Source organism: Actinoplanes sp. NPDC020271 (genome assembly GCF_044388125.1).
Classification (GTDB): domain Bacteria; phylum Actinomycetota; class Actinomycetes; order Mycobacteriales; family Micromonosporaceae; genus Actinoplanes.
Genome location: NZ_JBIRWQ010000076.1, coordinates 1 through 4,367, shown reverse-complemented (window position 1 = coordinate 4,367; position 4,367 = coordinate 1). Strand labels below are relative to the sequence as shown.

General features: G+C 65.6%; 3 protein-coding genes and 1 CRISPR repeat array. Of the genes, 1 reads left to right on the top strand and 2 read right to left on the bottom strand.

Going from position 1 to position 4,367, the window contains the following annotated elements:
- Positions 1–497: 497 nt before the first annotated feature.
- A CRISPR array of direct repeats spans positions 498–831; the repeat unit is 29 nt; unit sequence CGGAGCACCCCCACATGCGTGGGGAAGAC.
- Positions 832–1,229: 398 nt separating this feature from the next.
- Positions 1,230–1,838, top strand: coding sequence for a hypothetical protein (locus ACH442_RS47875; RefSeq protein WP_396344896.1), 609 nt, complete (start codon positions 1,230–1,232; stop codon positions 1,836–1,838).
- Between the two features lie 67 nt (positions 1,839–1,905).
- Here the strand turns inward: ACH442_RS47875 and ACH442_RS47870 are convergent, their stop codons facing one another.
- Both ACH442_RS47870 and ACH442_RS47865 read right to left on the bottom strand, forming a co-directional pair.
- Positions 1,906–3,174, bottom strand: coding sequence for a rod shape-determining protein MreC (locus ACH442_RS47870; protein ID WP_396344895.1), 1,269 nt, complete (start codon positions 3,172–3,174; stop codon positions 1,906–1,908).
- Positions 3,167–3,688: a SigE family RNA polymerase sigma factor gene (locus tag ACH442_RS47865; protein ID WP_396344894.1), complete on the bottom strand. Its 522-nt coding sequence runs from the start codon at positions 3,686–3,688 to the stop codon at positions 3,167–3,169. Before ACH442_RS47865 ends, ACH442_RS47870 begins: the two co-directional genes overlap by 8 nt.
- Between the last annotated feature and the right edge of the window lie 679 nt (positions 3,689–4,367).

The following is a 4,367-nucleotide window of genomic DNA, read 5'->3' as shown; positions in this document are numbered from 1 at the left end:
CCAACATCGCCCGCGCCATACGCCAAGCCAACCGTCGCTCACACGACCTGATCACCGCCGTGACCAGCAGTTACCCGACAACGCAATGACCCTGGGGTCGCAGGGACTGCGGCCGTCATGACTGGTACAACGCGGACGGCGTGGTAGAGCGGTGCTATCACTGCTCTGTCGGCCAGCGCCCATACGATCCGGCTCATTTCGGGCCGTGAGCCGTGGTTAGGCTGCCCGTATTGCGGGTTGGCCCCAGCGGCGTTGCCGCTCGCTGCGAATGCGGGCGCGTTCGCGGCATTGGGAATTACTACTTCTCAGCCGACGCTTCGCCTCTTCCTTCTTGTGAACGCGAGTCGCTCCGATGTTGCTCGGGTGTCGCCGATGTGTTCCTCCGGCCTGAATTTACGCGGGGAAGACTCCAGTTGACGGTGTCCTCCGCTCCCGGAAGGGCGCCCCCAAGTGCATCGGGAAGGCCACTCAAGGGCCGGCCGATCGCCTCGGTCAGCGTGGTCTTCCCCACGTGCGTGGGGAAGACCACCGGCAGAACCTGGTCACCGGCTCCTACGCCGGAGCACCCCCACGTGCGTGGGGAAGACCCGCCGACCGGGTTGACACCGGCGGTCAGGGTCGGAGCACCCCCACATGCGTGGGGAAGACCCACCCTCCTACACCGAGTACATCGGCCACTGCGGAGCCCCCCCACATGCGTGGGGAAGACTCCGCGGCGGTGACCCGGCGGGCTCCCTCCTCCGGAGCACCCCCACATGCGTGGGGAAGACCGGGTCGCTTTCAGGGTGGCGGCGCGGACGGCCGGAGCACCCCCACATGCGTGGGGAAGACATTGCTTGGCCACCTGGCCACCGAGGATGAGATGACTTCCCCACGCACGTGGGGGTGCTCCGCAGAGAGATACGCGGCATCGCGGTCGCTGGCAGGCTTCCCCACGCACGTGGGGGTGCTCCGACGGGACAACGGCCCCGGACCAGCAGCCGGACGACTTCCCCACGCACGTGGGGGTGGTCCGCCGGTGCGCCACCAACTCCTCGAGGCCGCTGCTCGCGTTGATGCGTGGCGGCACTTCTGAATGTCCTTTGCGGAGCCTTCACATCGGGGTTGGGTGTGCCGCCCCGGTCTAAGTGAGATGGTGCACAAGTGATCAATGTAGGCAGCTCTTGAGGTGGTTGATCATCTGTGGGCATGATCAAGGCATCACTAAAACCCACGGGGACGGTAACAGAGTGTCACACTCGTTCATCAAGCGGTCAGGTGCAACCTCTGCCGCTGTAGCCGCAGGTCTGGTCCTGCTGGCCGCTCCGGCACACGCCGCACAGCGAACCGAATCCGCCGGCGATCAGGCGAAAACAGCAGCAAGCGCCTCTGAGATCGCGGCGAACAATGCTGCCGTATGGGCGTCGCTGCCGTTGAACGTCACCATGACTGTCCTTGGGAAGATGCCCACGCTTCAGGGGCCGATCGACCACTACACTCAGAACGGTCCGACGACTACGACGGGTGTGACGACTTTGGCGGTGGCCACGCTGCCCTACAGCTTCACGTTCGACGGAGTGCAGAACAAGGACGGCCGGACCTTCAAGTCCACGAAGAAGAAGATCTGCACGGACATCGAAGTCACGTACGACTACCCCGTCGACGGCGGCCACAGCTTCAAGTTGACCCTGTCCTCGACTGGCGGGTCCGCCACCGTGCCCACCGACGGTGTCGCACGTTCGTACTGCTGGTCAGGCGTTCCGACGAACACCGCTATGCACTTCACCTATGCGACCACGGGTAACACCGGTGGTTTCTACGCGTACGCCTCTGGAAGCGGCCAGGTCCGCTACCCCTGATCTGACTGACTGACGAGAATGCGCGGAGGCGAATCGCCTCCGCGCATTCTCGCGTCGGCGGTCGTCGTCAGCCGGCGGCCGGCGTCATGATCGACAGCTCGGTCAAGTGGACGAGATCGGCGGCCGGCGTGAGCTCCACGGTGGCGGCGCCCGGCGCATTGTCCGCCGCTGCTCGCCCGATCGTGACAGCACCGATCTGGTCGCTGTGCTGCGCCGGATCCGGCATCAGCACACGATTGGTCTTGTACACGTCACCAGTCGCGGGAATGCCCTCCATGACCAGCTTCCCGCCGTCGCCACGCACCGAACCCCGAACATTGCTGATGTTCGTGTACACCTGACCCGCGAACCCGGAACTGGTAACGAGGTCGACAGTCGCCTCGCCGCGCGCCGTATCGACGGCAGAGACCCGGCCGACCAGACCTTCGGCCACCACGGCCAGCTGCCCCGGCTGGACGTTCGCATCCTTCGCGAATGTCACGATGACCTGCTGTCCGCTCCGGCTCACCACCTGGGCGGGCACGGCCCGCGCGTCGCCGTCGGCACCGTCCTCACCAGCTACCTGAAACACCTTGGTAACGCCGGCGAAAGGGCGGCCCGGCTTGAGGAACCCTTCAATCGTCGTCGTCTGCGCGGTCGCGTTGAGCGGCAGCCGTTCCACAACCAGACGGCTGGTCGGCGCATCCGGGCTACCGGTGATCTCCTCATCCACGGCAGTACTGGACACCCGCACCGCGGTCACACCCGGCATGGCAACCGCAATGGCGTAGGTACCGTCGCTGCTCACCGCGCCGGCCGTTCCGGTCAGACGCGGGCTGACCAAGCTGATCACCTGTGTCGTCACCGGGTCGGGCGCCGGCCGATCGGCCCGCACACGCAAGGCGCCCGATTCACCAGCGTCACCGGTGAAGAATGCCAACCGCGCGGCGCCCTGCTTGTCGTATCCCTGCAACACGACCACCGCCGAGCGCAGACGCGGATTCTGCGTCGCGGCCAAGGCACGGACAGCAGTGTGCGGACCCGCCGAGCCGGCACGGTCCCAAACCTGAACGGCCTCACGCACCAAGGCGCCGTCCACGTTCTCCACCGCGGGCCAGCCCAGGAACGGGCCGTCCGGAGGCGACGCGGCAAGCTGCCCCGCCGACCCGTAACCCGCCACCCGGAACATGGTCACCACCACCGTCAAGCACACGCTGGCGGCAGTTGCGGTGGCGATACGCCGTCGCCTGCGAATCCGGCCTGCTTGCCGGACAATCGCGCCCTCGTAACCTTCGGTCGGTGTCACCGGCTCGGCAAGCTCCGCGAGGCCGTCACGCAACTCGGTCGTGTCATACATAGCGCACCTCTTGATCAGCGACAGCGTCAGCCTTGACCCACTGCTTACGCAGCGTCTGCAGGCCCCTGGAGGAGAGACTCTTGACCGTGCCCACCGAACACCCCAGTGCGCGCGCCGTGTCCTGCTCGGACAGGTCCTCGTAGAAGCGCAGGACAACGGCGGCACGCTGTCGTGCCGGGAGCGCATCCAACGCCCGTCTGAGTTGATCGCGTTGTTCCACCGCTAAGAACTCATCGCGTCCGGGACTATCCGCCAGCCGGCCCAGCGGCTGTTCCCACCAGCATCGACGCCGCCTCGATGTTATGAAGGTGTTGACGAGGACTCGCTGAACGTAGTGATCGATGCTGTCCGACTGCTGAAGCCTTGGCCAAGCCACCACAGTCTTGGCCAGCGTCGTCTGAACCAAGTCCTCGGCCTTCCCGCGGTCACCGCACAACAGGAAAGCGGTACGCAGCAGCGAACCGTAACGCGCCCGGACGTAAGCAGTAACCTCCTCATCCGCTCGACCGCGCATCAGCCCCCCGCACCCTCAATCCGAATCTCACGGCAACTACTTACGCTCACAGCCCCAGGAAAGGTTGCCGCAATCCGAAACTTTTGAGGCCGATCATCCCGGCAGTTCACCGTGACGGCGATAGAAGGCGCGGACCAGCTCCGCGACACAGAACCGCGCCTGGCGTGCCATGTGGCAGACCGAAGCTGCGTCCGAACAGCTCTCAGTAAGTTTTGTTCGGAGGTGCGGTTCGCGGGGTCAGCGCCGACGGCCGGGTGAAGCCCATCTGGCCACCGTCATCGCGCTCGCCTCACGCCGCATCGTCGGATGGGCCGTCGCCGATCACTTTAAGACCGACATAGTCGACGCCTCCTTGTCCGACGCTCTCACCCGGCGCCGCCCCGCGTCTGGGCTGGTCTTCATTCCGATCGCGGCTGTCAATACACCAGTGCCCAGCATGCCCGCCTCGCCGCCGCCCACGGTATTCGCCTGTCGGTCGGACGGCGTGGGCAGTGCTGGGAGACAATGCAGTCGCCGAGTTGCTCTTCTCCACCATCAGAACCGACTGTCCATCTCCCCGGCACGGGCGGCTTCGACGGTGGCGTCTAGTACGGCAGCCGCCATTCGTGAGGTGACCTCGGGTCCCGCGGGAACGAGGACGGCCACCGCATGATCGTCTGTGCGTTGTGGACACAACATT